Source organism: Streptomyces sp. cmx-4-9, from assembly GCF_046548835.1.
Classification (GTDB): domain Bacteria; phylum Actinomycetota; class Actinomycetes; order Streptomycetales; family Streptomycetaceae; genus Streptomyces.
In genome coordinates this window covers 57191-81286 of the sequence record NZ_JAEBEE010000004.1, presented here as the reverse complement: position 1 = coordinate 81286, position 24096 = coordinate 57191, and the positions used below count along the sequence as shown (strand labels likewise).

The 24096-nt window shown below is 73.5% G+C and carries 22 protein-coding genes; 10 read left to right on the top strand and 12 right to left on the bottom strand.

Going from position 1 to position 24096, the window contains the following annotated elements:
- Positions 1-41: 41 nt before the first annotated feature.
- Positions 42-1433, bottom strand: a complete 1392-nt coding sequence (locus tag ACLJTM_RS14135) for a glutamate decarboxylase (RefSeq protein ID WP_411103885.1) — start codon at positions 1431-1433, stop codon at positions 42-44.
- 386 nt (positions 1434-1819) lie between these two features.
- On the opposite strand from ACLJTM_RS14135, the gene melC1 reads away from it, so the two are divergent.
- Both melC1 and melC2 read left to right on the top strand, forming a co-directional pair.
- Positions 1820-2233 (top strand): apotyrosinase chaperone MelC1, encoded by a 414-nt coding sequence (gene melC1, locus ACLJTM_RS14130; RefSeq protein WP_411103884.1) that lies wholly within the window; start codon positions 1820-1822, stop codon positions 2231-2233.
- The gene (gene melC2 / locus ACLJTM_RS14125) at positions 2230-3084 is read left to right on the top strand and encodes a tyrosinase MelC2 (RefSeq protein ID WP_411103883.1); all 855 of its coding nucleotides are present in this window, start codon (positions 2230-2232) and stop codon (positions 3082-3084) included. The genes melC1 and melC2 overlap by 4 nt, the downstream gene beginning before the upstream one ends.
- Here melC2 and ACLJTM_RS14120 read toward each other — a convergent pair.
- Together ACLJTM_RS14120 and ACLJTM_RS14115 are read right to left on the bottom strand one after the other, a co-directional pair.
- Positions 3033-3761: a response regulator gene (locus tag ACLJTM_RS14120; protein WP_411103882.1), complete on the bottom strand. Its 729-nt coding sequence runs from the start codon at positions 3759-3761 to the stop codon at positions 3033-3035. The two genes, melC2 and ACLJTM_RS14120, sit on opposite strands and share 52 nt — an antisense overlap.
- The gene (locus ACLJTM_RS14115; RefSeq protein WP_411103881.1) at positions 3758-5362 is read right to left on the bottom strand and encodes an ATP-binding protein; all 1605 of its coding nucleotides are present in this window, start codon (positions 5360-5362) and stop codon (positions 3758-3760) included. Before ACLJTM_RS14115 ends, ACLJTM_RS14120 begins: the two co-directional genes overlap by 4 nt.
- Positions 5363-5468: 106 nt before the next feature.
- Between ACLJTM_RS14115 and ACLJTM_RS14110 the strand changes: the two genes are divergently transcribed.
- Together ACLJTM_RS14110 and ACLJTM_RS14105 are read left to right on the top strand one after the other, a co-directional pair.
- The gene (locus ACLJTM_RS14110; protein WP_411103880.1) at positions 5469-6860 is read left to right on the top strand and encodes a cation:dicarboxylate symporter family transporter; all 1392 of its coding nucleotides are present in this window, start codon (positions 5469-5471) and stop codon (positions 6858-6860) included.
- A gap of 270 nt (positions 6861-7130) precedes the next feature.
- Entirely contained in the window at positions 7131-8894 is a 1764-nt protein-coding gene (locus ACLJTM_RS14105) for a S8 family serine peptidase (protein WP_411103879.1), read from the top strand.
- A 59-nt stretch (positions 8895-8953) separates the two neighbouring features.
- Here ACLJTM_RS14105 and ACLJTM_RS14100 read toward each other — a convergent pair whose 3' ends face one another.
- From ACLJTM_RS14100 to ACLJTM_RS14090, 3 genes are all read right to left on the bottom strand, one after another.
- A complete protein-coding gene (locus ACLJTM_RS14100; RefSeq protein WP_411103878.1) occupies positions 8954-9622 on the bottom strand; it encodes a (2Fe-2S)-binding protein in 669 nt (222 codons plus the stop codon).
- Between the two features lie 44 nt (positions 9623-9666).
- The gene (locus tag ACLJTM_RS14095; protein ID WP_411103877.1) at positions 9667-10728 is read right to left on the bottom strand and encodes an SIS domain-containing protein; all 1062 of its coding nucleotides are present in this window, start codon (positions 10726-10728) and stop codon (positions 9667-9669) included.
- A 63-nt stretch (positions 10729-10791) separates the two neighbouring features.
- A complete protein-coding gene (locus ACLJTM_RS14090; protein ID WP_411103876.1) occupies positions 10792-12033 on the bottom strand; it encodes a PTS transporter subunit EIIC in 1242 nt (413 codons plus the stop codon).
- A gap of 177 nt (positions 12034-12210) precedes the next feature.
- Here ACLJTM_RS14090 and ACLJTM_RS14085 point away from each other — a divergent pair, with 177 nt between their 5' ends.
- From ACLJTM_RS14085 to ACLJTM_RS14075, 3 genes are all read left to right on the top strand, one after another.
- Positions 12211-12981, top strand: coding sequence for a GntR family transcriptional regulator (locus ACLJTM_RS14085; protein ID WP_411103875.1), 771 nt, complete (start codon positions 12211-12213; stop codon positions 12979-12981).
- Between the two features lie 571 nt (positions 12982-13552).
- Positions 13553-14239, top strand: coding sequence for a GNAT family N-acetyltransferase (locus ACLJTM_RS14080; protein ID WP_411103874.1), 687 nt, complete (start codon positions 13553-13555; stop codon positions 14237-14239).
- Between the two features lie 235 nt (positions 14240-14474).
- Positions 14475-15758: an alpha/beta hydrolase gene (locus ACLJTM_RS14075; protein WP_411103873.1), complete on the top strand. Its 1284-nt coding sequence runs from the start codon at positions 14475-14477 to the stop codon at positions 15756-15758.
- Here ACLJTM_RS14075 and ACLJTM_RS14070 read toward each other — a convergent pair.
- Complete coding sequence (locus tag ACLJTM_RS14070) at positions 15736-17223, bottom strand: carboxylesterase/lipase family protein (RefSeq protein WP_411103872.1); 1488 nt, start codon at positions 17221-17223, stop codon at positions 15736-15738. The genes ACLJTM_RS14075 and ACLJTM_RS14070 overlap by 23 nt on opposite strands.
- Before the next feature lie 110 nt (positions 17224-17333).
- On the opposite strand from ACLJTM_RS14070, the gene ACLJTM_RS14065 reads away from it, so the two are divergent.
- Together ACLJTM_RS14065 and ACLJTM_RS14060 are read left to right on the top strand one after the other, a co-directional pair.
- The gene (locus tag ACLJTM_RS14065) at positions 17334-17681 is read left to right on the top strand and encodes a hypothetical protein (RefSeq protein ID WP_411103871.1); all 348 of its coding nucleotides are present in this window, start codon (positions 17334-17336) and stop codon (positions 17679-17681) included.
- A gap of 95 nt (positions 17682-17776) precedes the next feature.
- On the top strand, positions 17777-18055 hold the full coding sequence (locus ACLJTM_RS14060; RefSeq protein ID WP_411103870.1) for a chaplin: 279 nt from the start codon (positions 17777-17779) through the stop codon (positions 18053-18055).
- 114 nt (positions 18056-18169) lie between these two features.
- Here ACLJTM_RS14060 and ACLJTM_RS14055 read toward each other — a convergent pair whose 3' ends face one another.
- The 5 genes from ACLJTM_RS14055 to ACLJTM_RS14035 all read right to left on the bottom strand — a co-directional run bounded on the left by ACLJTM_RS14055 (position 18170) and on the right by ACLJTM_RS14035 (position 23016).
- Positions 18170-19033 carry a tyrosinase family protein gene (locus ACLJTM_RS14055; RefSeq protein ID WP_411103869.1) on the bottom strand — a complete coding sequence of 288 codons (864 nt, stop codon included), beginning with the start codon at positions 19031-19033 and terminating at the stop codon, positions 18170-18172.
- Positions 19034-19046: 13 nt separating this feature from the next.
- The gene (locus tag ACLJTM_RS14050; RefSeq protein ID WP_411103868.1) at positions 19047-19409 is read right to left on the bottom strand and encodes a tyrosinase family oxidase copper chaperone; all 363 of its coding nucleotides are present in this window, start codon (positions 19407-19409) and stop codon (positions 19047-19049) included.
- Positions 19410-19733: 324 nt separating this feature from the next.
- A complete protein-coding gene (locus ACLJTM_RS14045) occupies positions 19734-20858 on the bottom strand; it encodes an acyl-CoA dehydrogenase family protein (RefSeq protein WP_411103867.1) in 1125 nt (374 codons plus the stop codon).
- Positions 20855-22045 carry an acyl-CoA dehydrogenase family protein gene (locus ACLJTM_RS14040; protein ID WP_411103866.1) on the bottom strand — a complete coding sequence of 397 codons (1191 nt, stop codon included), beginning with the start codon at positions 22043-22045 and terminating at the stop codon, positions 20855-20857. The genes ACLJTM_RS14045 and ACLJTM_RS14040 overlap by 4 nt, the downstream gene beginning before the upstream one ends.
- Positions 22042-23016 (bottom strand): NADPH:quinone oxidoreductase family protein, encoded by a 975-nt coding sequence (locus ACLJTM_RS14035; RefSeq protein ID WP_411103865.1) that lies wholly within the window; start codon positions 23014-23016, stop codon positions 22042-22044. The genes ACLJTM_RS14040 and ACLJTM_RS14035 overlap by 4 nt, the downstream gene beginning before the upstream one ends.
- A 131-nt stretch (positions 23017-23147) precedes the next feature.
- Here ACLJTM_RS14035 and ACLJTM_RS14030 point away from each other — a divergent pair, with 131 nt between their 5' ends.
- Complete coding sequence (locus ACLJTM_RS14030) at positions 23148-24047, top strand: SDR family oxidoreductase (protein ID WP_411103864.1); 900 nt, start codon at positions 23148-23150, stop codon at positions 24045-24047.
- The last annotated feature ends 49 nt before the right edge of the window (positions 24048-24096 follow it).

Below are 24096 nucleotides of genomic sequence, written 5' to 3'. Positions count from 1 at the left end.
GGGGCGGCGGACGGCCGGGCGGGACGGGTGCGGCGCGCGGCTCAGTGGTGGAAGCCGGAGCGGGGGGTGGCTGCCGGGGCGGGCGGGGGCGTGGTCTGCAGGTGCTCCACCGCCTGGCGCAGGTCGTCGGCGAGCAGGGCGATCTGGTCGCGCGTCACGCCGTGCCGGATGAGCACCCGTTGGATGACGGTCTCCTGGCGGTCGGCCGGCAGCGGGTACGAGGGCACCTGCCAGCCGCGCATCCGCAGCCGGTCGGAGAGGTCGTAGAGACTGAAGCCGGCTCCGCCGGGGTCGGTGAGCGTGTAGGACACCGCGGGCAGGGCGCCCTGGCCGTCGTACAGCAGGGTGAAAGGGCCCATGGCGCCGATCTCCCCGGCCAGGTACCGGGCGGTCTCGGCGCAGGCCTCCTGGACGCGCCGGTAGCCGCCCCGGCCGAGGCGCAGGAAGAGGTAGTACTGGGCGATGACCTCGCCGCCGGGGCGGGAGAAGTTCAGGGCGAAGGTGGGCATGTCGCCGCCCAGGTAGTCCACGTCGAAGACGAGGTCGGCGGGCAGCAGGTCGGCGGTGCGCCACACGATCCAGCCGACGCCGAGCGGGGCGAGCCCGTACTTGTGCCCTGAGGTGTTGACGGAGGCGACCCGCGGCAGCCTGAAGTCCCATTCCACGTCGGGGTGGAGGAAGGGTGCCACGAACGCGCCGCTCGCGCCGTCGACGTGGATGGGGACGTCCCAGCCGTGCTCGGCCTGGATGCGGTCGAGTTCGGCGGCGATGGCGGCGACCGGCTCGTAGTCGCAGGTGTAGGTGACGCCGAGGATGGCGACGACCCCGATGGTGTTCTCGTCGACGTGGCGGGAGAGCTGGTGGGGCTGCAGGCCGGTCGCGCCGGGTTCCAGGGGGACTTGGCGCAGCTCGACGTCGAAGTAGCGGGCGAACTTCTCCCAGCAGACCTGGACCGGTCCGCACACCAGGTTCGGCCGGTCGGTGGAGCGGCCCTCGGCGCGGCGGCGGGCGCGCCAGCGCCACTTGAGGGCGAGCCCGCCGAGCATGGCGGCCTCGCTGGAGCCGGTGGTGGAGCAGCCGGCGGCCTTGGCGCCGGCCGGGGCGTTCCAGAGGTCGGCCAGGATGTTGACGCAGCGGGCCTCGATCTCGGCGGTCTGCGGGTACTCGTCCTTGTCGATCATGTTCTTGTCGAGGCACTCGTTCATCAGGCGGTGCACGCCGTCGTCCGACCAGGTGGTGCAGAAGGTGGCCAGGTTCTGGGCGGCGTTGCCGTCGAGGAGGAGTTCGTTGTGGAGCAGCTCGTAGACGACCTCGGTCGGCGAGTGGTCGTCCGGCATCCGGTACTTGGGGAGGACCTGGCCGCTCAGCGCGGACGCGAACACGTCCGTGTCGGCGTCGGTCGCGCTGACGTCCTTCGTCTCATGAAGAGCCATACCGGGACTATAGGGAACAATCGGGCGTTCATGGGGGAAGGACCTGCGGGGCGGACCGGCACGACGCGACCCCGCAAGGCGCCCCGGCGCGACCCCGCGGCGCACCCGGCACTGCCCCGCGGCGCACCCGACGAAGGGTCCGCGCGGGCCCGGAGCGGGCGCCCGTGCGCCGCTTCCGGCCGTCTCCGGGGTGTGACCCCCTCCATAAACCACCCCGCCCGACCGCAAGGTTTGTCGTTCCATAGGATGATCACCACAGATTTTCCCGTCCGCGCCGCCGGAGCCGGTCCGGACGGGAAGATCATCTAACTGGTTCTACCGGCAACTTATCGGCAGATGTCCAGATACCGGCTGACGCTCCGCGCCGCCCTGATACCTCTCGGGCCATGAACAGGATCACCCGCCGCGAAGCCTTAGGGGTCTCCGCCGGCGCACTCACCGCCCTCGGCCTCACCGCCGCCGCAGCCACCGCCGCCGTCCGTCCCCCGCGCACTTCACCCGACCCCTCGGCCGGCGCCGCCGGCCCGGGCACCGGGGACACCGTCAACGAGGTCTACCTGGGCCGCCGCATCCGGATCACGCCCGGAACGGGAGGCGGCCACCACGGCGGCCACCACTCCCCCGGCCTGCCCACCGTGCGGATAGACGGCCAGGAGCTGCACGTCATGCGCAATGCCGACGGCAGTTGGATCAGCGTGATCAACCACTACGAGACCTACGCCGATCCCACCTCGCTCGCCCGCGCCGCGGTCCGCGAGCTCCAGGGCTCCGACCTCGTCCCGTTCGGAGGCGCGGCATGACCGTCCGCAAGAACCAGGCCGCGCTGACCCCCGAGGAAAAGCGCGCCTTCACCGCGGCCCTGCTGGAACTCAAGCGCACCGGCAGCTACGACCGCTTCGTCACCACGCACAACGGCTTCATCATGAGCGACACCGATTCCGGCGACCGGGTCGGACACCGCTCTCCCTCCTTCCTCCCCTGGCACCGCCGCTTCCTGCTGGAGTTCGAGGCGGCGCTGCAGAAAGTGGATGCGGGCGTGTCGATCCCCTACTGGGACTGGACCACGGACCGCACCGCCCGCTCCTCCCTCTGGGCCCCCGACTTCCTCGGCGGCACCGGGCGGGCGCGCGACGGACAGGTCCTCGACGGGCCGTTCGCCCACGCGACGGGCAAGTGGGACATAGCCGTGCGGGTGGACGGGCGGGCCTACCTGCGGCGCGCCCTGGGCACCGGCGTCGCCCAGCTGCCGACGAAGGCCGAGGTGGACTCCGTCCTCGCGATGCCGGTCTACGACACGGCCCCGTGGAACAGCTCCTCGAACAGCTTCCGCAACCACCTGGAGGGCTGGCGCGGCGCCAACCTGCACAACCGGGTGCACGTGTGGGTCGGCGGGCAGATGGCGACCGGGGTCTCCCCGAACGACCCGGTGTTCTGGATGCACCACGCCTTCATCGACAAGCTGTGGGCCGACTGGCAGGCCCGGCACCCGCAGTCCCCCTACCTCCCGGCCGCGGGCACGGCGAACGTGGTGGACCTGCACGACACGATGCGGCCGTGGAACGACGTGACCCCGGCCGACATGCTGGACCACCGCAAGCACTACACCTTCGACACCGAACCGGCCGCAGCGGCCTCCGGCAGCCAGCGGTAGTGCAGTTCGGGGCGGCCGACCTGGCCGTACCGGGGGGTGCGGCCGGCCCGGCCGGTGTCCACCAGGTGCTCCAGGTAGCGGCGGGCGGTGATCCGGGAGATCCCGGCTGCCTCGGCCGTCCCCGCTGCGGTCAGCCCCTCGGCGGTTCCCCGCAGCAGCGCGGCGACCCGGTCCAGGGTCGGCGCGCTCAGCCCCTTCGGCAGCTCCGCCGGGCGGGGCGCCCGCAGGGCGGCCATCGCCCGGTCCACGTCGTCCTGCCCGGCCGCTTCGCCGGCCGTCGCACGGAACTCGGCGTAGCGCAGCAGGCGTTCGCGCAGGGTCGGGAAGGCGAAGGGCTTCAGCACGTACTGGACCACGCCGAGGGAGACGCTCTCGCGGACCACGGCGAGGTCCCGGGCCGAGGTCACCACGATCACGTCGACGGGGTGCCCGGCGGCCCGCAGCCCGCGGGCGAAGCGCAGCCCGTGCCCGTCGGGCAGGCCGAGGTCGAGCAGCAGGAGGTCCACCCGGGTCCGTTCCAGGGCGCGGGTGGCCTCGGCGAGGGAGTGGACGACGCCGGCGGCGGTGAACCCGGGCACCCGGCCGATGTACAGGGCGTGTGCGGCGGCGGCGACGGGGTCGTCCTCGACGACCAGCACCCGCACCGCGGCCGGGTCCGCAGCGCCCGTCGCGCTCATGCGCCGACCTCCCGGGCCAGGGGCAGCCGTACGGTGAACTCGGCCCCGCCGGCCGGCGCGGCCCCGGCGTGCGCGCTGCCCCCGTGCCGGTGCGCCACCTGGCGGACCAGGGCGAGGCCGAGGCCCCGCCCCTCCCCCTTGCCCGACCAGCCGCGCCGGAAGACGTCGGCGGCGGCGCCCTCGGGCAGCCCGGGGCCGTTGTCGGCGACCCGCAGCAGCAACTGGTCCCCGTCGGGCCGGACCGTCACCGCGATCCGGGCTCCCGGGACGCCGGTGAGCGCCTCGACGGCGTTGTCGACGAGGTTGCCGAGCACGGTCACCAGGTCGCGGGCGGGCGGGATGCCGGGGCCGCCGTCGATGGCGCTGCTGTCCCGGGTCACGACCAGCTCCACCCCCCGCTCGTGGGCCTGGGCGGCCTTGCCGAGCAGGAGCGCCACCAGGACCGGCTCGCCGACGGCGGTGATCACCTCGTCGGTGAGGGCCTGGGCGAGCTCCAGTTCGGCGGTCGCGAAGTCCACGGCCTCCTGGGCTCGGCCGAGTTCGATGAGGGAGACCATGGTGTGCAGCCGGTTGGCCGCCTCGTGCGCCTGGGAGCGCAGGGCCTCGGTGAATCCGCGCTCGTTGTCCAACTCGCCCGTGAGCACCTGCAGTTCGGTGTGATCCCGGAGGGTTACCACGGTGCCGCGGCGGCCGCCGCCCGCGACGGGCGAGCTGCTGACGACGAGGACCCGGTCCGCGGTCAGGTGCACCTCGTCGGTACGGGGCCGGTCGGCGAGCAGGGCGCCGGTGAGCGGGGCGGGGAGGCCCAGCTCGGCCACCGGGGTCCCGGTCATCGGGCCCCGCAGGCCGAGCAGTTCGCGTCCGGCGTCGTTGATCAGCGTGATCCTGCGGTGCCCGTCGAGCATCAGCAGTCCCTCGCGCACCCCGTGCAGGGCCGCCTGGTGGTAGTCGTACATCCGGCTGAGCTCGGCCGCGTTCATGCCGTGGGTGTGGCGTCGCAGCCGTGCATTGACCACGTACGTGCCCAGGCCGCCGAGAGCGAGGGCGCCGGCCGCGACCCAGGCCAGGGCGGAGAGCTGCGCGGCGAGCCGGGCACTGATCGCGCGGACCGTGATGCCCGCGCTGACCATGGCGACGACGCGGCCCCCGTCGGTGACCGGGGTGACCACCCGGATCGAGGGGCCGAGGGTGCCGGTGTAGGTCTCGCTGAAGGTCTCGCCGCGCAGGGCGGGCGCGGTGTTGCCCAGGAACGGTTCGCCGATCCGGCGCGGGTCGGGATGGGTCCAGCGCCGGCCGGTCGCGTCCATGATCGTGACGAAGTCCACCCCCGAGTCCACGCGCACCCGCTCCGCGTACGGCTGGAGCGCGGCCGAGGCGTCGGTTCCGCGGGCGGCCTCCCGTACGGCCTGCTGGACCGACGGGGAGTCGGCGACCGCCCGGGCCACGGCCCCGGCCTGGCGGCGGGCGGCGTCCTCGGCCTGGCCGCGGGCGGTCGCGTACGCGAAGACGGCGCAGCCGGCGACGACGACGGCGACCAGCAGTACCTGCATGGCGAAGAGCTGGCCGGCGAGGCTGCGCGGTGGACGGGGCAAACGGAACATGGCGCTCAGTGTGCACCGGGCCGTGAACTCAATGAACGCAAGGGTGACCGGGGTCACAGCTGCGGGTGATGGTCCTCCCGGGACGTATTCACCACCAGGAGGCATCGTGGCCGCCAGGCGCGACAGAACGCACTATCTCTACATCGCGGTGATCGCCGCGGTGCTGCTCGGCATCGCCGTCGGCTTCGCCGCCCCCGGCGTGGCCGTGGAGCTCAAGCCGTTGGGCACCGGCTTCGTGAACCTCATCAAGATGATGATCTCGCCCGTGATCTTCTGCACGATCGTGCTGGGCATCGGCTCGGTCCGCAAGGCCGCCAAGGTGGGGGCGGTGGGCGGGCTCGCCCTCGGCTACTTCATGGTGATGTCGACGGTCGCGCTGGCCATCGGCCTGCTGGTCGGCAATCTGCTGGAGCCGGGGAGCGGCCTGCACCTGACCGAGGCGGCGCGCAGTGCGGGCGAGGCGCAGGCCGAGGCGGGCGGGGCCGAGAGCACCTCGGAGTTCCTGCTCGGGGTCATCCCGACCACGCTGGTGTCGGCCTTCACCGGGGGCGAGGTGCTCCAGACGCTCCTGGTCGCGCTGCTGTCGGGGTTTGCGCTGCAGGCCATGGGCCGGGCCGGCGAGCCGCTGCTGCGCGGGATCGGGCATGTGCAGAAGCTGGTGTTCCGCATCCTGGCGATGATCATGTGGGCGGCGCCGGTGGGTGCCTTCGGGGCCATCGCGGCGGTGGTCGGGGCCACCGGCATGGACGCGCTGAAGTCCCTGGCCGTGATCATGATCGGCTTCTACACGACGTGCCTGCTGTTCGTGTTCGTGGTCCTGGGCACGCTGCTGCGGGTGTGTACGGGCGTCAGTGTGTTCGCGCTGCTGCGCTACCTGGGCCGGGAGTTCCTGCTCATCCTGTCCACGTCCTCGTCGGAGTCCGCGCTGCCGCGGCTGATCGCGAAGATGGAGCACCTCGGGGTGTCGCGGCCGGTCACCGGCATCACGGTGCCGACCGGGTACTCCTTCAATCTGGACGGGACCGCGATCTACCTCACGATGTCCTCGCTGTTCATCGCGGAGGCGATGGGCAAGCCCCTCGCGCTGGGCGAGCAGATCTCGCTGCTGCTCTTCATGGTCATCGCCTCGAAGGGCGCCGCCGGGGTGACGGGCGCCGGACTGGCCACCCTCGCGGGCGGGCTCCAGTCCCACCGGCCGGAACTGGTGGACGGGGTCGGCCTGATCGTGGGGATCGACCGGTTCATGAGCGAGGCCCGAGCCCTGACCAACTTCGCGGGCAATGCGGTCGCAACCGTGCTGATCGGGACCTGGACGAAGGAGTTCGACCACCAGCGGGCGGCCGAAGTCCTCGCAGGACGACTGCCGTTCGACGAGACCACGCTGGTCGACGACGTCCACGCAGCCGCTTCCGGCGAGGCCGGCGCCCCGGGCGGCGGCGCCGGGAAGGACGCCGTACCGGTCCAGCCGCACGGCGACAAGGACGGCGTGCCGGTCTGACCGGAACGCCCGCACGGGGCGGCCGGGCCGGGCTCGCCCCCACGGTGCCCAGCCCGGCCGGACCCGGCACAACCGCACATCTCACCCATACTCGGTTACCCGCCACCGATAAACGAACCCCCGTGTGGCAAAAGGTACTTCCGCACCGGGGCATGCGTCTGACATCTTGCGTCCACCACTCGTTTCGTACGGCCCGGTAGGTGCGACCTGCCGGGTCATTCGGAGGACGCATTGATACCCCACATATCCAGCCGACCTCGCAGAAGCCTGGTGCTGGCCGCCGCACTGGGCGCTGCACTGGCCTTCGGGGCCCCCGCCGCACTCGCCGGCACCGCCCCGGTCGCCCCCGCCGCCCCGGCCCCGGCTCCCGCGCCGCAGGCAGCGGCGCCGGCCTCCCCGAGCGCGGCCTGGGCCGCCGGTACCCGCGCCTACCTCGTGATCACCGCCCCCGGTGACAGCACGGCGGTGCGCTCGGCCGTCACCGCCAACGGCGGCACCGTCTTCGCGCACTACGATGCGATCGGCGTGATCGTCGCCCACTCGGCGTCCGCCTCCTTCGCCGCCACCCTGCGCGGCGTCAGCGGCGTCCAGCAGGTCGGCGCCACCCGTACCTCCGACGTCCCGGCGGACGCCTACAACCCGGCGCTGCCCGCCAACCCGGCGCAGTCCACGACGCCTTCGGGCGAGCCGGTCCGCGCCGACATGACGCAGATCAAGGCCGACCAGGCCTGGGCCGTCACCACCGGGTCCGCCTCCGTGAAGGTCGGCATCCTGGACACCGGGGTGGACGACCAGCACCAGGACCTGGCGCCGAACTTCAACGCGGCGGACTCCGCGTCCTGCGCCTACGGCAAGGCCGACACCCGCACCGGTTCCTGGCGGGACGTGGGCACCCACGGCACCCACGTGGCCGGTACGGTCGCCGCCGCCAAGAACGGCAAGGGCGTCATCGGTGTGGCCCCGGGCGTGAAGATCTCCTCGGTGCGCATCGCGGAGCCCGGCTCCTCGCTGTTCTTCGCCGAGAACACCGTCTGCGGGTTCATGTGGGCCGGCGACCACGGCTTCAAGGTCACCAACAACAGCTACTACACCGACCCGTGGCAGTTCAACTGCCCGGACAACGCCGACCAGGCCGCGATCATCGAGGGCGTCAAGCGCGCCCAGGAGTACGCGGAGAGCAAGGGCTCGCTCCAGGTCGCGGCGGCCGGCAACTCCAACATCGACCTGGCCAACAAGACGACCGACACCGAGAGCCCGAACGACTCGACCCCGGTCACCCGCACCATCACCAACGCCTGCCTGGACATCCCGACCGAGCTCCCGGGCGTGGTCACGGTTTCGGCCATGGGCACCACCGCCAAGGCGTCCTACTCCAACTACGGCCTGAACGTCGTCGACGTCACGGCCCCCGGCGGCGACGCCACCGGCATCTACAGCACCCAGCCGGGCGGCAAGTACGGCACCATGAGCGGCACCTCGATGGCCTCCCCGCACGTGGCCGGCGTGGCCGCGCTGCTGGCCAGCACCAACCCGGGCATCACCCCGGCGCAGCTGCGCGACAAGCTGGCCACCCAGGCCAACGACGTCGCCTGCCCCTCGGACAGCCGCTGCAAGGGCACCACCGCCAAGAACGGCTTCTTCGGCGAGGGCCAGGTCGACGCCCTGAAGGCCGTCGGCGCGACCCCTCCTCCCGGCAAGTTCTTCGAGAACACCGGTGACGTCGCCATCGGCGACAACACCACGGTGGAGAGCCCCCTGACCGTCAGCGGGGTGAGCGGCAACGCCCCGGCCACCCTCAAGGTGGGTGTGAACATCGTGCACACCTACATCGGCGACCTGAAGGTCGACCTCGTCGCCCCGGACGGCTCGGTGTACACCGTGCACAACCGGGCCGGCGGCAGCGCCGACAACATCAGCCAGGTCTTCACCGTCAACGCCTCCTCCGAGGTCGCCAACGGCACCTGGAAGCTCCGCGTGAACGACAACGCGGGCGGCGACACCGGGAAGATCGACTCCTGGAACCTGACCTTCTAGCCGCCACCGCACCACGCCAGGGCCACCGGGAAGGACCTCTCCCCGGTGGCCCTGTGCCGTCATCGGGTCCGCAGCACGCAGTCCCCGCACAGGCCGCCCCCGGGGACCCGGTAGTAGAGGCAGCAGCTGCGCCGTACGAAGGCGACCCCCAGGCCCGGTTCGTGGACGAAGGTGCCGGCGCCGGCCAGCGGGCCGCCGCCGGTGAGCAGGGCGGCCGCCGCGCGCACCGCCGCGTCCCCCTCGACCCGGTCGGTCAGCACCCGCAGTGCCCCGACGAGCCCGGACGCGGCATTGCCGCGCAGCACCTTCGGCGAGACCCCGAACCTCTTCCGCAGCCCGGTGTCGAGCACGGCGAGGTGGCCGAGGACGGTCCCGCCCAGCGCCTCGGCGGGCAGGGCCACCGGTTCGGGGAGCCACAGTTCCAGCGAGCCCGCCGCCGGCAGCCGCCACCGGATGCGCCCGGGATCCAGGTCCGGCACCCGCCCGCCGAGGGCCGCGCAGCCCAGCCCGATCGACCAGAGCCGCGAGGCGATCCCCAGGTGCGCCGTCGAGGCGGCCACCCGGTCCGGTCCGGTGCCGATCCGCCGGCCGACCTCGGCCACGTACGGGCCGAGCCCCTCCCCGTACAGCCCGTCCAGCGGCCGGAAGCCGGGGCCGGGCGGCTCCTTCCCGTACGCAACGGCGAAGAAGGGGCCCACCGCGGCCAGGGTGCGCAGTACCTCGTCCATCCCCGGATGGTCTCAGCCGGGGACGGACGGGTGGAGTCCGGGGCTCAGCCGGCGGCCGCCGGGGAGTAGGCGGACACCTCGAAGTCGGACATGTCCAGTCCGCCTTCCTTGGTGTCGTCGTTGGCGAAGACGAAGGACTCGATCGGCACGCCCCGCTCCTCGCTGAGCTGGGCCACCAGCTCCTGCAGGACGACCGTCTCCAGGACGACGCGGACGGCGTCGGCCACCTGCGGCAGGCGGACCACGAACAGGTTCTCGGCGACCTCCACGTCGACCGCGGTGATCAGCAGGGTCAGATGGCCTGCAGCGGCGAGCGAGCGGGCCAGTTCGATCTCGCGGCCGTCGCCGTACACGAGGTGGAGGGTGTTGCCGGCCGACTCCATCTCTCCGTGCAGGTAGTTGCGCGTGGCCGAGGCGGCCGCCGTCATCCGCACCACCTCGCGCAGCAGCAGGGCCCCCTCCTCGGCGGAGGCCCGGGACGCACCGGCCGCCACCCCGTCGGAGGCGATGCAGCGGGCGCCGCGCACGCGCAGACCCGCGACCACCTCGGCGGCCTGCCGGTGGACCGCAGTGGTCTGTTCGGCGATCCGGTCCCAGGGGTCGCCCTGGCGTCCGGCCAGGGCGCCCGCGATCAGGTCGAGGGCGACGAGGGTGCCGGTGTAGCCGATGGTGGAGGCGTACGAGTCGGACTCGTTGCCGAGGTCCACGACCAGGTCGGCGAGGTCGCCCAGTGGCGAGGGCACGACGTTGAGGAGCGCGGTCTTGGTGATGCCGGGGGCCGCGCACTGGAAGGCGGCGAGGGTCTCGGAGCTGCGGCCGCCCTGGGACACGGCGATCAGGCAGTCGGTGTCGAAGCCGGCGGTGCCGGTCTCGATCTCGCTGGACAGCACCCGCTGCGTGACGATCCCCGCCTCGCGCAGCTGCTGTACGGGGACGGCCAGGGCCGCGTACGAGGCCCCGATGCCGGTGAACAGCGGTCGGCGGGCGGTGTGCAGGGCGGCCAGCTGCGGGGAGTCGAGCCGGCTGCGGACGCGGGCGGCGATCCGGGCGAGCGCGGCGCCCTGGGCGGCCTGGCCCTGGAGGAAGGTGATGCGGGATCCGGACATGGTCGTTCCTCGTTGTCGGTGCGGTGGGGCTTCGGTGCGGGGGCGGGAGCGGCAGGCCGCTTCCTACGGGGTGCTGTCGGCCTTGGCGGCCCCGCTCTCGGGATCGCGTTCGCGTCCCGGGGTCGGCAGGTCGAACCTGACGATGGCGAAGCGGAAGATCACGTAGTAGAGGGCGGCGAAGGCCAGGCCGATCGGTATGAGCAGCAGCGGCTTGGTGGCGATGCCGAAGTTGACGACGTAGTCGATCGCGCCGGAGGAGAAGCCGAACCCGTCGCGGATCCCGAGGGCGTAGCAGAGGGCCATCGAGACGCCGAACAGGACGGCGTGGATGGCGTAGAGCACCGGGGCCACGAACATGAAGGCGAACTCGATGGGCTCGGTCACGCCCGTGACGAAGGAGGTCAGGGCAACCGAGATCATCATGCCCTTGATCATGGTGCGGTTCTCGGGTCGGGCGGTGTGGGCGATGGCCATGGCGGCGGCCGGGAGCGCGAACATGTAGATGGGGAAGCCGCCGGTCATGAACTGGCCCGCGGTCGGGTCTCCGGCGAGGAAGCGGTGGATGTCCCCGTGGACCTCGGCGCCGGTGGCCGGGTTGACGAAGGTGCCGGCCTCGAACCAGGGGAAGAACGAGAAGAAGTGGTGCATCCCGATCGGGATGCGGGCCCGGACGACGAGTCCGAAGATGCCCGCGCCCCATGCGCCGGTGCCGACCAGCCACTCACCGAAGTGGAAGAACCAGGAGCCGACGGTCGGCCATACCACTCCGCATACCACTCCGGCGAGGACGCCCGCGAAGGCGCTGAGGATGGGTACCAGTCGGCGGCCGCCGAAGAAACCGAGCCAGTCCGGCAGCTTGGTCCGGCTGAAGCGCTGGTAGAGGAGGGCGGCGACGAGGCCCATCACGATGCCGCCGAGCACCTTGGCGTCCAGGGGTTCGCCGTCCACGCCCTTGGGGAAGGCGGGGCTGGCGAGGACGGCCTTGAAGACGAGGTAGCCCACCGCCGCCGACAGGGCCGTGGAGCCGTCGGCCTTCTTGGCGAAGCCGATGGCCACACCGATGGCGAAGAGGAGGGGGAGGTTGGCGAACACCGCTTCGCCGGCCGCGTCCAGGACCATCGCGAGCTTGCGGATGACCTCCGGGAAGTTCTCCCGGCCCAGCAGGTCGTCGCCGCCGAGCCGCTTGAGGAGGGCGGCGGCCGGGAGCGTGGCCACGGGCAGCATGAGGCTGCGGCCGATGCGCTGCAGGACCGGCATGATCCGGGCCGGTTTCCTCGCCGGGGCCGGGGCGGTGGCCGTACTCATGTCGGGACTCCTCGTCGAGCGGGGGGGTGGTGATGGATTCGAAGGTACTGAGAGGTCTCTTATTGGTCAATTGTGGTTCTATGTGGTCTTGCCGATGCCTCCCGATCGATGGCCTTGGCCCCTACTGCACAGGCCATTCGACCTCATCGAGTGGTAAGCAGTGGTATGGTTTCGGCCATGACCGACGACTCCACGCCCGCCCCCTCCGCCGTCACCGCCGACCGGGGCGCCGATCCGCTCTGGTCGCAGGCCGCCGACCGGATCCGCGAGGAGATCGCCCGCCGCGGCCTCACCGAGGGCAGCCGCCTCCCGCCCGAACGCGAGCTGTGCACCCGGCTCGACGTCTCGCGGGTCACCCTGCGCCGGGCCCTCGCGCACCTGGTCGAGCGCGGCCTGGTCACCGCCTCCCACGGCCGCGGCTGGTTCGTGTTCGCGCCCGCTGCGCCGGCTCCCGCCCGGGACTGGCCCAAGGACCTGGAGTCCTTCACCGCCACGGCCCGCCGCAAGCACATGCGGGCCGGTTCGGTCGTGCTGCGCCACGACACCGTCACCGCCTCACTCGACGACGCCGACCGTCTCGGCGTGCCCGCCGGGACCCCGCTGGTGCGGCTGGAGCGGGTACGGCTGCTCAACGACGTACGGATCGCCCTGGACCGCACCCTGGTCGTCGCCCAGCTCGCCCCCGACCTGATGCGGACCGACTTCCGCGAGGCCTCCCTCTTCACGGAGCTGCGCCGCTGGGGCGTCGAGCCCGACCGGGCGGAGGCCACCATCGAGGCGCGCACCGCGGACGAGACGCTCGCCGGCCACCTGGGAATCGCGCCGGGCGCGCCCGTGCTCCTTCTCGACCAGACCGTGTTCACCCGCGACCAGCGGCCGCTGCTGCTGTCGACGGTGGAGTACAGCGGGGACCGCTACCGGCTGCGCACCACCCTGCAGACAGACTGACACGCCCCCGCGCCCCGGCCGGGGTGCCGTTGGCCTCGCGGGGGCCGCCGAAAGGCCCCGAACCGGCGCTCGGGCGACTGCGTCGCCGCCCGTTGCGGACCCGGGTGGCGCAACCGCGTCCGCACGGCGGCCCACCCGGCCCCGGACACACCGCCGACGGCCCCCTGTTCGATTCCCGGGCGGTCGGCCGGGACGGCGGGTCCGCCCCTGGGAACAGCCGGCGCCCGCGTTCCGGACCGCGCCGGCCCTTCCCGGCATGTGCGCAGGTCACAGGGGGTGTATCGGACCGCGGTCCGGGCGGGTGCGGTCGTCCGGGGACCCCGTGCCGGCCGCTCGGACGGATGCGTGGGGACGCTGCCGGAGGGCGCTCCGCCGCAGGCGCCCGAGCCGTCGGAAAACAGCGGCGCGTCATGGCCAGACGGGGGCTTCATCGGAGGACCCCGAGGGGCTACATTGAGCCACCCGCGTTCACCTGACCGCCTGTTGCCTTTCACCCGTGTTTTGCACGGGGGGCGACGTCAGAAACGCAGACTGTGCAACCACCCCACCGCCCAGAAGGACCGAAGGCTCCGTGCCCGTACCCGTACTCCTCGCCGGCCGCAGCGTGCGGCTTGAGCCCCTCGCCCCCCACCACACCGAGGCTCTGGCCGTGGCCGGGGCCGAGGATCGTACGACTTACGCCTTCACCCCCGTACCCCACGGCGTGCAGGCGTCCCACGAGTACATCGACCGTGCCCTCGCCGATCAGGCGGCGGGTCGATCCCTCCCGTTCGCGGTGGTCAGGGCCACCGACGGGCGGGTCGTCGGTTCGACCCGGTTCCTGGAACTCGACTACTGGCAGGGGCCGCTGGTGTGGCCCGCCGTGCCGGGGGTCCCGTTCGGCGACCCGGCCACGGCGATCCCCGATGCCGCCGAGATCGGCAACACCTGGCTGTCCCCGAGCGCCCAGGGCACCGGCATCAACACCGAGGCGAAGCTGCTCATGCTGCGCCACGCCTTCGACACCTGGGGGGTGCGCCGCATCTCGCTGCGCGCGGACGCCCGCAACGGCCGGTCCCGGGCCGCGCTGGAGCGGCTGGGCTTCACCAGCGAAGGGGTCCGCCGGGCCCATTCGCGCGGCCTGGACGGCGCGGTGCGCAGTACCGCCTTCTACTCGATCCTCGACGAGGAGTGGCCGGCCGTACGCTCGGTCATCGAGCTGCGGCTGGCGGGCTCCGTGCAGCGCAAGCGGCGCCGGCGGGCCCTGATCCCCGCCTGAGCCGCCGCCTGCGGCTCCTGCCCTGCCACGGCCCCCGTGCCGGTGGTCCTCCGCCGAGGACCGACCGGCCCGGGGGCCTCGGCATACCGGGCACGGACCGCTCGGTACCGTCGCCGTCCCAAAAAAAGGAAAAATGGGGAACCGGGGCCTGCTTTCGTTCATCCTTCGAACGGAAGGATCACACCCCGAGACCACCCGCCCCACCGGGGCAGCACCAGCCGGAGAGCCACCGCACATGTCCCATGCACCCGACGGGCAGCCGTACCAGCCGTACCGGCCGGAAGGACCGCAGCCACAGCCGCCCTACGGCGGCCGGTCCCACGGCGCGCCCCGGCCGCCCCACGGACAGGAGCCCCCGTACGGACAGGAGCCCCCGTACGAGGAGGGTGCCCGGTACGGGGACGCCCGGTACGCAGACCCCGGGTACGGGGAGGAGCCGCCCGGGCCCGCGCCGCGGCGCCGGTCCAGGGTGCGCCGCTGGGTGATCGCCGGCGCGTCCGTGCTCGCCCTGGCAGGCGTCGGCGCGCTCGTGATGCAGCACTACGAGATACCCCCCTTCACCGACAAGGGCGCCGCCGTGTCCTTCGGGAAGCCGCCCGCAGGCAGCGGGGGCAAGCCCGGTGAGACGCCGCAGCAACCGGCCAACTCCAAGATGCTGATGCCCACGGGTCCGGCGGCCGAGTTCAAGAACGCCTCGACGCTGCCCGACGGCACGCACGTCGCCGTCACCACGCTGGACGGCAAGAAGTCCGGATTCAAGGGCAAGGTGTGGGTCTGGGCCCCGAAGGAGTACAACGATCCGGAGTTCGCCAAGAGCGGCTTCCCCGTCCTGATCGCCCTGCCGGGCGGCGCCGGCTTCCCCAACAACTACTGGATGGGCACCGACCTCGGCCTGCAGAGCAGCATCGGCAAGTGGTACGCCGAGGGCAAGAGCAAGCCGTTCATCCTGGCCATGCCGGTGCTCAACCCGGCGCCGGACGACAAGGGCGTCTACTGGGACGGCTCAGACATCCCCGGCCAGCCCAAGATGGGCACCTGGCTGACCGAGGACGTCCCGGACCTCATGAAGGCGAACTTCCGCACGGTCAAGTCCCGTGACGGCTGGGCCTTCATGGGCTCCTCCACGGGTGGCTTCGCCGGTCTGAAGGCCGTGCTCAAGCACCCGGACAAGTTCAAGGCCGTGATCGCCTCCGGCCCGGACATCGTCCCGGACTCCTCCCTGTGGAAGGGCCACGACCAGGAGAAGGCCGAGAACAACCCGGAGCTCCTCGCGAAGCAGCTGATCGACAAGAAGGGGCCGGACGTCTACCTCGCCTTCCAGGTCGGCGACAGCGAGAACAACAAGAAGACCCTGCCGGACGTGCAGAAGTTCATCGCCACCTTCGGCAACAAGGGGCCGATCCACACCGACCTGCGGGTGATCAAGGGCGGCCAGCACAACGCCAAGACCTACGTGCCCAACATGGCCGAGGGCCCCATCCAGTTCATCAGCAAGGTCATGGAAGGACCCGTGGAGTAGCCGGCGCCGCCCGCACCTGCTCCTGGACCCGCTCCGGCCCGCCGAACCCCTTCGGCGGGCCGTTGCCCGTCCAGGGGGCCCACCCCGGGTCCCCCGTCACGGCGAAGGCCACCCACGCCGCGTGCATCTCGTCGGCCAGCGCCTGCGGGGCGTCCGGTCCCGCCAGCCAGGCGGACTCCGGGACGGCCAGGGTGTCGAAGACGAAGCCGATCTCCAGGGCGTGGCAGGCGCCGAGCCCCGGGATGCCGGAGGGCCAGCCGAACTCGTAGACGAAGCTCGGCGCCGCCCGCCCCGCGCCCGCCAGCAGGCGCAGCGGGTCGCGCAGCAGCCGGTCGGCGAGCAGGTTGCCGACGACCTCGGCCGCGCCGGCTTCGGGCAGGCCCGCGCGCAGCGCCCGTACCGCGGTGCGGTCCTTGCCGCTGCGCAGGCGGGCCAGGGAGACGGCGAGCGGGCCCAGCCGGTCCAGCATCCGCGCGGCGCCCGTGGGGGCGAGCCAGAGCCGGTGCTCCTGCGCCGTCCAGCCCAGGAGCAGCGGCACGTTCGCCGAGGGGGCGGGCGTCCCGGGTGCGTCCGGGGCGGTGAGGGCGCGGAGCGGGTCGTCGGGCAGCGAGTCCGGGTCGGTGACCAGTCCGAAGGCGGGTCCGCCGATCAGTGCGTTCGACCGGCGCAGCACGGCGCCCTGGGCGGCGAGCAGGGCGGGCAGGGCGGTGGCGGTGAAGGCCTCGGCGGTCGCCTCCACCGTGAGCAGCGAAGCCATCCGGCGGACCATCGTGCGGACCCGGTCACGGGTCAGCACCTCCGGGGCGCCGCTCTGCAGGACCGCACGCGCGAAGAGCCCGGCGGCCCGCGGCGCGGCGAGCAGGGCGCCGACGCTGATCGCCCCGGCGGACTCGCCGAAGACGCTCACGCGCGCCGGATCGCCGCCGAAGGCGCCGATGTTGTCGCGGACCCATTCCAGGGCGGCGATCTGGTCCAGCAGGCCGCGGTTGGCGGGGGCGTCGGGGAAGAGTCCGTACCCGAGGACGCCGAGGCGGTGGTTGAAGGAGACGAGCACGACCCCGTCGCGGGCGAAGGCCGCGCCGTCGTAGACGGGGACGGCGGAGGAGCCGCGCGTGAGGGCTCCGCCGTGGATCCACACCATGACGGGCAGCCCGGCGCCGGGCGCCGGATCGGGCGTCCACACGTTGAGGTTCAGGCAGTCGTCCCCGGGGACGACCGGGTCGGACAGCAGGGAGGCGAAGGGTTCCGGGTAGGGGACCTTCGGCGCGGTGGGCCCGAAGCTCCCCGCATCGCGGACGCCGTCCCAGGCGGCCGGGGGCGCCGGCGCGGCGAACCGGAGCGGGCCGACCGGCGGGGCCGCGTACGGGATGCCCCGGAAGACGGCGGTCCCGTCGGGTCCGGTGCGGCCCTCGACCACCCCGGACGAGGTCCTGACCCGGGGCCGGGTGCTGCCCGCTGCGCTCATCTGCGTCCTCCTGGTGTGCGGGCCCGGGTCCGCCCCGCCCCGCCGGTCGCACTGCCGTCCAACGGGTGACAAGGCGTGACCGCGCCCCGGCCCGGCCGGGTTGGACGGGCATGCGATCCCCGCGCCACCACACCGTACGGAACATCCTCCGGGTCTGCTCGGGCCCCCTCCTTCTGCTGGCCGTCCCGGCAGCCGCCGCCGGCCCGGCCCTGGCGGCGGCCGGGCCGGACTTCCAGTACGTGGGCCAGGACGACCGCGTCCACGGCCTCATCGCCCCTCGGGGCTGCGTCGAGGCGGAGGGCGGTGGGGCCCGGGCCGTGACGAACCGGACCACCGGCACCGCGACCCTCTACCGGGAGGCCGGCTGCACCGGCCGGGTGGTGGAGGTGGTGCGGCCCGGAACCTCCACCCAGGTGCGCCCGTCCTTCGCCTCGGTACGGTTCGCCGTCACCAGGTAGGCCCACGGGCCGTGACCCCTGGGCCACCGCTGCGTTGTATGCCATGTCAAATGCCGCAGAGTCTGCGGCGCCCCATACCTTTCGAGGAGATCTTGATGTCGCGTATCGCGAAGGCTGTCGCCATCACCGCTGTCGCCGGTAGCGCCATGGCCGCCGGTGCGGGTCTGGCCGTCGCCGATGCCGGAGCGCAGGGTGCGGCGGTCGGCTCCCCCGGTGTCCTGTCGGGCAACCTGCTCCAGGTTCCGGTCCACGTCCCGGTCAACGTCTGCGGCAACACCGTCAACGTGATCGCCCTGCTGAACCCGGCGTTCGGCAACACCTGCGTCAACGCCTCGGGCGGCGACCAGCACCACACCGAGGGCTACGGTCACTGACCCCCTCGATCTTCCGGCCGGCACGACGGTCGAAGGGCCCCCGCCCTCAGGGCGGGGGCCCTCCCCGTGCGCCCACCGCCCCGGCCCGGGCCGCATCCGGCCGGGCCGGGGCTGTCATGCGTAGCGGTAGACGCCCTGGTGTCCCAGGAGTTCGCGGGGCGTGACGTCCCACGGGGGCATCGGCTCGTCCAGGGCGACCACCCGGCCCCACTGGAGGTCGCCGGGCTGCAAGGGGGCGGCAGGCAGGTAGGAGGAGCCGGGGTGCTTCTGCTGCCAGCGGTCCCAGACCAGGTCCACGAAGGCGTGGTGCAGCCAGAACGCCGGGTCGTTGGGCGCCGTGCCGCCGGTCATGTGGCCGCCGATCCACTGGTGGACCTTGTTGTGGTTGCGCCAGCGCTCGCTCTTCGGCGCGGCCCAGCCCTCCAGTTTGTTGCGGAAGCCCCCGGCGGTGGCGGTGGAGTCCCAGGGTGAGACGTCGTAGACCGGGTCGTCGATCGCCCACTGGAGTTCGGCGGGGGTGGGCAGGGAGATCGGGTTCTGCGGCCGCCCCAGGTTGCGGGTGAGGAAGCGGGCCTCCGACACGCCGACGGTGACGGTCCAGTTGCCCCGGTCGTAGGCGAAGGGGCCCGTCATGACCTTGCGGTCCGCGGCGCGGCCGGTGCCGCCGAGGAAGTCGTCGGCCCACAGCGGGGAGACCGGGCTGGTGTCGGTGGTCCAGTCCCAGTACGGGATGGAGACGCCCGGGTCGACGGCCTGCAACTGCCGCTCGAACTCCAGCAGGTAGCGCCGGTGCCAGGGGAAGAAGGACGGGGACATGTGCCCGACGCGGAGCTTGCGGTCGCGGTCGGGGACGAAGAATGTGTCGTGGGTGCGCACGAACCGGTCATAGGTGCCGTTGCGCTTGAGTTCGAGCACGGCCGCCGTGAACCGCTTCTTCTGGGCGCTGGTCAGGTCCTTCTGGTTCTGCCGGGTGTACAAGGCGGTGCTCCCCTCAGCCGTGGTGCGGGGCGGCCGGCGCGAGCTGGGCGGTGCCCAGTTCGTCGACGGCGGCGCGGGCCAGCTCCAGCGGTGTCGGATAGGACTGGAAGTGGTTGATCCCGCTCAGGTAGCTGCCGTCGGCCCGGCGCATGACGTGCAGCGGGCGGCCGTCGATCCGCACCCCCGCCTGGTCGACGGCGAGGTGCCGGCCCCGGTAGGTCTCCTCCGCCAGTGGCGCCGGGGTGAGGGTCTGGCGGGGCCGGCGGGCCCGCAGCACGGGCGCCAACGCAGCCGCCGTACCGGCGAGCACGGCCGCGGTGAAGGCCGACCGCAGCAGTGCGCGGCGGGTCAGGGGGGCGGCTGGTGCTGCGGACATACGGTCTCCCTCGCTCGGCGGCCGGCGGCTACGGGTCTAACGCGGCGCGGCGGGCGAAGGTCACCCTTGCGGGGGTTGCGGCAGGGCGCGGCGCCCCTGCGGGTGCGCGTACGGGGTCTGCGGCGCGGGGCGCGTGAGCCGGGGACCCGCCGCAGTCCGGTGCCCCGTCGGGCCTGCCGCAGGCGCCGTCGCCCGCGCACCGGCCGGCCGCCAGGCGCGGGCCGCGGCGGACCGGCCGAGGGGCCGCGCCCGGTCCCGGCTGCCGTCCGGGAGCCGGGCCGCGGGGGCGCCCCGGCAGCCGCACCTGCTCCCGGGGCGGGGCGGTCACGGGGCGGGGAGCTCCGCGAACTCCGCGACCAGGGACCGGTGGTGGCCGGCCGTTCCGAGAACGAGGGAGTCGGCCTTGGCCCGCTTCAGGTAGAGGTGGGCCGGGTGTTCCCAGGTCATGCCGATGCCGCCGTGCAGCTGGACGCATTCCTCGGCGGCCCGCACGGCAACGCCCGAGCAGTAGGCCTGGGCGACGGCCACCGCGAGCGGCGCGTCGGGGGAGCCGGTGGCCAGCGCGTCGGCCGCCGCGCGGGAGGCGGCGCGGGCGGAGGCCACGTCGAGCCACAGCCTCGCCAAGCGGTGCTTGAGGGCCTGGAAGGAGCCCACGGGCCGGTTGAACTGGTGGCGGTCGCGGACGTACGCCACGGTCTGCGTCAGGCACCACTCGGCGATGCCGAGCTGTTCGGCGGCGAGCAGGCCGGCCGCGGACAGCAGGGCGCCGGCCACGGCGGCCCGGGCCGTCGCCGGGTCCGCGAGCCGGGTCCCGGCGACGGCGTCGAGGGTGACCCGGGCGAGCGGGCGGGTCAGGTCGAGGGGCACCAGCGGGACCAGCGCGGCGGACGCCGCGGGGACGGCGTACAAGCCGGTGTCGGCGAGGACGAGCAGGACGTCCGCGGCCTCGGCGTCCGCCACGGCGGCGACGGTGCCGGTCAGCACCCCGCCGCCGCCGTCGCGCACGGCCGCGGGCAGGGGGTGGCCCGGCGCCAGGGTCGGCGGCAGGGCCGGCGCGCAGACCTGCCGGCCGGAAGCCAGTTCCCGCAGCAGCGGGGCGGCCTCGTCGGTGTCGCAGCCGAGCAGGATCTCCGTCGCCAGGACGGAACTGGTCAGGTAGGGCAGCGGGGCCACCGCCCGGCCGAGTTCCTCGAGGACCACGGCCGCCTCCCGGTGGCCTGCGCCCTGGCCGCCGAGCTTCTCGGGGACCAGCAGTCCCGCGGCGCCGATCCCGGCGGCCAGGGTGTGCCACAGGGCGCGGTCGTGCGGCTGTCCGCTCTCGGCCCGGGTGAGGACGGTCGCGGCGTCGCAGCGGTCGGCGAGCAGGGACCGTACGGCCGAGCGCAGTTCCTCCTCGGTCTCGGAGTAGAGCAGGTCGAGGGGGGCGCTCGGGTCGGGCGAGTGGGTCATCGGGCCAGGTCCTTCCAGGCGAGGTCCTTGTCGTCGCGCGGCTCGGGGGGCAGGCCGAGGACGCGTTCGGCGACGATGTTGAGGAGGATTTCGCTGGTGCCGCCCTCGATGCTGTTGCCCTTGGCGCGCAGGTAGCGGTAGCCGGCGTCGCGTCCGGTGAAGTCGACGAGTTCGGGGCGGCGCAGGGTCCAGTCCTCGTACAGCAGGCCCTCCTCGCCGAGGAGTTCCACCTCCAGTCCGCTGATCTCCTGGTTGAGGCGGGCGAAGGTGAGCTTCATGCCCGAGCCCTCGGGGCCGGGTGCGCCGGCGGCGAGCTGCTGGCGCAGCCGCTCCCCCGTCAGGCGGGCGACCTCGGCCTCGACCCAGAGTTCCAGCAGCCGCTGGTGGAGGGCGGGGGTACGCAGTGCGGGCCGTTCGCGCCAGGTGGCGGCCACCGGCGCGATCATGCCGCCTTCGCGCGGGATGCGCATGCCGCCGATGGAGACGCGTTCGTTCATCAGGGTGGTGCGGGCCACCTCCCAGCCCTGGCCGACGGCGCCGAGGCGGTGCCGGTCGGGGATGCGGACGCCGGTGAGGAACACCTCGTTGAACTCGGCCTCGCCGGTGATCTGGCGCAGCGGGCGGACCTCGACGCCGGGGGCGTGCATGTCGCAGAGGAAGTAGGTGATGCCGCGGTGCTTGGGCAGGGCCGGATCGGTGCGGGCGATGAGGATGGCCCAGCGGGCGGTGTGGGCGCTGGAGGTCCACACCTTCTGGCCGTCGACCACCCACTCGTCCGTGGTCTCGTCGAGCACGGCCCGGGTGCCGAGCGCGGCGAGGTCGGATCCGGCGCCGGGTTCGCTGAAGAGCTGGCACCAGACCTCCTCCCCCGTCCACAGGGGCCGCAGGAAGCGCTGCTTCTGCTCCTCGGTGCCGTACGCCAGGATGGTGGGCGCGGCCATGCCGAGGCCGATGCCGATGCGGCGGGGGTCGTTGTCCGGGGCTGCGGCGGCTTCCAGTGCGGTGTCGACGACGGCCTGCAGCGAGCGGGGGGCGCCGAGGCCTCCGAGTCCTTCGGGGTAGTGCACCCAGGCCAGGCCGGCGTCGAACCGGGCCTGGAGGAAAGCCTCGCGGGCGGTGCCGGCGGGCGGGTGCGCGGCGAGCAGGTCCCGTACGCGGCGGCTCAGGTCCTCGGCGGTGACGGTCATCGGGTGCCTCCGTCCAGCGCCGGTACGACGACCAGGCGGCCGGTGGTGGTGCCGTCGGCGAGGCGCTGTACGGCGTCGGCGGCCGCGGCGAGCGGGACCCGCTCGCTGACGAGCGGTGTGATGGCGCCCTCGGTGGCGAGGCGGGTGAGTTCGGTGTGGCAGGCGGCGATGGCGGCGGGCTCCTTGGCGGCGTACAGGCCCCAGTGCAGGCCGAGGACGGCGTAGTTCTTGACGAGGGCGTGGTTGAGGGCGGGGGCGGGGACGGTGCCGCTGGCGAAACCGACGACCACGATCCGCCCCTCGAAGGCCACGCACTTCGCGGAGGCGGCGTAGGCATCGCCCCCGACGGGGTCGTAGACCACGTCGGCGCCCCGCCCGCCGGTGAACTCCTTGACCCGGGCGACGAGGTCCTCGGCCGTGCGGTCGATCACCAGGTCGCAGCCGAGCTCCTCGGCGGTGCGGGCCTTGGCCTTGCCGCCGACCACCCCGATGACGGTGGCTCCGGCGGCCTTGCCGAGCTGGACGGCGGCGCTGCCCACCCCGCCGGCGGCGGCGTGGACGAGGAGGGTCTCGCCGGGCTGGAGGCGGGCCCGGCGGTGCAGGCCGAACCAGCCGGTCTGGTACCCGATGTGCAGGGCCGCGGCCTCGGCGTCGTCCAGGGCGTCCGGGGCGGGCAGCAGGGCGCGGGCGGGCGCGGTGACGTACTCGGCGAAGCCGCCGTGCGGCAGGCTCGGGTTCGCGATGACGCGGCGGCCGTCCTCCGTCTCGCCGCAGACCTCCACGCCGGGGGTGAAGGGCAGCGGCGGCCGGATCTGGTACTGGCCGCGCACGAGCAGCGCGTCGGGGAAGTTGACGTTGGCGGCGAGTACCTTGAGCCTCACCTCACCCTCGCCGGGCACCGGTTCGGGAACCTCTTCGAGGCGCATGGCCTCGCGGGGTTCGCCGGGGGTGTGTACGCGCCATGCCTGCATCCGGGGGCCTCCAGCCGCCGTCGAGGAACCACACTTCGCGGGCATACTAAGCGGTCGCTTGCCGTCCTGGGAACCCCGTCGGTCCGTCGCGGGCCTGGCGATCTGCGCGCCCGCACGCTATCGATGCCCCCATGACGGACGAGATCCTGCGCGGCCTGCCCGCGCCGCCCCCGCCCGGCGCGGCCGCCCTGCCCCCCGGTACGTACGCCGGACAGGTGGTGCTGGTGACGGGCGGGGGCACCGGCCTGGGCAAGGCCATCGCCGCGGAGTTCGCCCGGCTCGGCGCCGACCTGGTGATCGCCGGCCGGCGGGCCGGGCAGCTGGAGGCGGCCCGGGGCGAGCTGGCGGCCGTCCCGGGGGCGGGCAGGGTGGCGGCGGCCGTCTGCGACATCCGGGACCCGGAGCGGGTCGCGGAGGTCTTCGACGCCGCCGCGGCGGCGCTCGCCCTGCCGGACGTCCTCGTCAACAACGCGGCCGCCAACTTCCCCTGCCCGGCGGAGGACCTCTCGCCCAACGGCTGGCGGGCGGTCGTCGACATCACCCTGACCGGCACCTGGTTCATGACCCGCGAGTTCGGCCGCCGCCACCTCGCCGCGGGCACCCCCGGCTCGATCGTGAACATCGGCGCCTCGTACGCCTGGACGGGCGGGCCCGGCTTCGCCCACAGCGCGGCGGCCAAGGCCGGGGTGAAGAGCCTGGTGGAGACGCTCGCCGTGGAGTGGGGCCCGTACGGCATCCAGATCAACGGGCTCGTCCCCGGACTGTTCCCGCACCCCGACATGACCGAGGACATCCAGGACGGCCTGGCGCGCGCCGCGCCGGGCAGCAGGGACGGGCGCCAGCCCGCGTTGCGGGTCGGGGAACCGCACGAACTGGGCTGGGCCGCCACCTTCCTGGCCTCGCCGTACGCCCGGTTCGTCACCGGGCACACCCTGGTGGTGGACGGGGCGAACTGGCAGCGCCGGACGCTGGTCGGCACGGACGTGGTCCCGGTGCGCGAGCAGCTGGGGCGGGGGCCGTTCACCGGCTGAGGCGCCCCGCGCGGACCGTGTCGGGCCCGGCCCCCCCGCGTCGGGCAGG

What these genes read in the sequence shown, in the direction of transcription:
- ACLJTM_RS14075 (WP_411103873.1), top strand. Translation starts at nt 14,475, where the DNA reads ATGTCCCATGCACCCGACGGGCAGCCGTACCAGCCGTACCGGCCGGAA.
- ACLJTM_RS14095 (WP_411103877.1), bottom strand. Translation starts at nt 10,728, where the DNA reads ATGTCCGGATCCCGCATCACCTTCCTCCAGGGCCAGGCCGCCCAGGGC.
- ACLJTM_RS14100 (WP_411103878.1), bottom strand. Translation starts at nt 9,622, where the DNA reads ATGGACGAGGTACTGCGCACCCTGGCCGCGGTGGGCCCCTTCTTCGCC.
- melC1 (WP_411103884.1), top strand. Translation starts at nt 1,820, where the DNA reads ATGAACAGGATCACCCGCCGCGAAGCCTTAGGGGTCTCCGCCGGCGCA.
- ACLJTM_RS14065 (WP_411103871.1), top strand. Translation starts at nt 17,334, where the DNA reads ATGCGATCCCCGCGCCACCACACCGTACGGAACATCCTCCGGGTCTGC.
- ACLJTM_RS14035 (WP_411103865.1), bottom strand. Translation starts at nt 23,016, where the DNA reads ATGCAGGCATGGCGCGTACACACCCCCGGCGAACCCCGCGAGGCCATG.
- ACLJTM_RS14060 (WP_411103870.1), top strand. Translation starts at nt 17,777, where the DNA reads ATGTCGCGTATCGCGAAGGCTGTCGCCATCACCGCTGTCGCCGGTAGC.
- ACLJTM_RS14045 (WP_411103867.1), bottom strand. Translation starts at nt 20,858, where the DNA reads ATGACCCACTCGCCCGACCCGAGCGCCCCCCTCGACCTGCTCTACTCC.
- ACLJTM_RS14040 (WP_411103866.1), bottom strand. Translation starts at nt 22,045, where the DNA reads ATGACCGTCACCGCCGAGGACCTGAGCCGCCGCGTACGGGACCTGCTC.
- ACLJTM_RS14085 (WP_411103875.1), top strand. Translation starts at nt 12,211, where the DNA reads ATGACCGACGACTCCACGCCCGCCCCCTCCGCCGTCACCGCCGACCGG.
- ACLJTM_RS14135 (WP_411103885.1), bottom strand. Translation starts at nt 1,433, where the DNA reads ATGGCTCTTCATGAGACGAAGGACGTCAGCGCGACCGACGCCGACACG.
- ACLJTM_RS14050 (WP_411103868.1), bottom strand. Translation starts at nt 19,409, where the DNA reads ATGTCCGCAGCACCAGCCGCCCCCCTGACCCGCCGCGCACTGCTGCGG.
- melC2 (WP_411103883.1), top strand. Translation starts at nt 2,230, where the DNA reads ATGACCGTCCGCAAGAACCAGGCCGCGCTGACCCCCGAGGAAAAGCGC.
- ACLJTM_RS14120 (WP_411103882.1), bottom strand. Translation starts at nt 3,761, where the DNA reads ATGAGCGCGACGGGCGCTGCGGACCCGGCCGCGGTGCGGGTGCTGGTC.
- ACLJTM_RS14115 (WP_411103881.1), bottom strand. Translation starts at nt 5,362, where the DNA reads ATGTTCCGTTTGCCCCGTCCACCGCGCAGCCTCGCCGGCCAGCTCTTC.
- ACLJTM_RS14070 (WP_411103872.1), bottom strand. Translation starts at nt 17,223, where the DNA reads ATGAGCGCAGCGGGCAGCACCCGGCCCCGGGTCAGGACCTCGTCCGGG.
- ACLJTM_RS14030 (WP_411103864.1), top strand. Translation starts at nt 23,148, where the DNA reads ATGACGGACGAGATCCTGCGCGGCCTGCCCGCGCCGCCCCCGCCCGGC.
- ACLJTM_RS14090 (WP_411103876.1), bottom strand. Translation starts at nt 12,033, where the DNA reads ATGAGTACGGCCACCGCCCCGGCCCCGGCGAGGAAACCGGCCCGGATC.